This window comes from Ruegeria sp. AP12 (assembly GCF_056540025.1).
Genome location: NZ_JBQFVZ010000090.1, coordinates 1 through 1150, shown reverse-complemented (window position 1 = coordinate 1150; position 1150 = coordinate 1). Strand labels below are relative to the sequence as shown.

Sequence of the window (1150 nt, the reverse complement as noted above, 5' to 3'; positions counted from 1 at the left end):
GCTAGAGACAAAAGCCCACCGGGTTGGCGCTGGATTCGCCCTTCAAGTTCCAGATCTACCAAAGCGGGACCAAGATCACCGGCCGAAGCGGCGATATCGCGCAGCAGTTGGTCCTCGGCGATGGGCGATGGGCCGAGTCGTTGCAGGATTTGATCGTGCAGCGCTACAGCGGGTGCCGATGTGTGCGGAGCAGGGGGCTCACTACGCGTTTGGAAGAGGTTCTCTCCCTTGGGCAGGGCTTCGATCACATCTTCCGCAGACCGGATCAAGGTCGCGCCGTCCCGAATCAACAAATTGCATCCAGAGGCCCGTGCATCGAACGGATGGCCGGGCACGGCGAGAACCTCGCGCCCCTGGTCCAGCGCATCCCTCGCGGTGATCAGGCTGCCGGACTTAGCCGCGGCCTCAACCACCACGACCGCTTGAGCCAGCCCCGAAATAATCCGGTTGCGGCGCGGAAAGTGGCGGGCTTGTGGTGTCAGCCCCATAGGTTGCTCGGACAGGCGTAGGCCTGTCTCGCCGATCTTATGCGCCAGTTCGCTGTTCTCGGCTGGGTAGATGACATTGACCCCTCCGGCCATCACGGCGATGGTGCCAGTGTCCAGCGCGGCCAGATGGGCCGAAGTGTCGATCCCTCGGGCAAGACCAGAGACAATAACATGGCCGAGATCGCCCAGTTCTTTCGCCAGACCACGCGCCATACGCGCGCCGAGCGAGGAACAATTCCGCGCGCCCACCATTGCGATTGCGGGTTTCTGCAGCATGGAAAGATCGCCAACGGCCCAAAGAAGCGGCGGCGCGTCAGATACATCCTGCAGAGCTATTGGAAAATCGGCGGACCCAAGGCACACAAGCCGCGCTTTGGCGGCTTGTGCGGCCTTGAGTTCCGCCTCAATCACGCCGGGAGGGCAGATTTCATACCCGTTTATTCCGGCAGCGCGTGCCATTTCAGGCAGCGCGGCCAGCGCGTTCTGCGCTGAGCCATGTTCGCTTAGCAGCCGACGAAACGTCGCCGGACCAACCTTGCGTGAGCGCAACAGGCGGAGCCACGAAAACCGATCCTCTTCCGTGGTGGGTGGGAGTGGGGGGTGATTGGAAGAAAGCTGCTCTTCGGTCATCCGATGCTCCGCCTGATTGCAGAACTGGTTTA

General features: G+C 61.9%; 1 protein-coding gene. It reads right to left on the bottom strand.

From position 1 onward, the window contains the following. On the bottom strand, window positions 1-1118 hold a 1118-nt coding region (gene dprA, locus ACR0E6_RS21435; protein ID WP_480587100.1), incomplete at its 3' end, for a DNA-processing protein DprA. Between the last annotated feature and the right edge of the window lie 32 nt (window positions 1119-1150).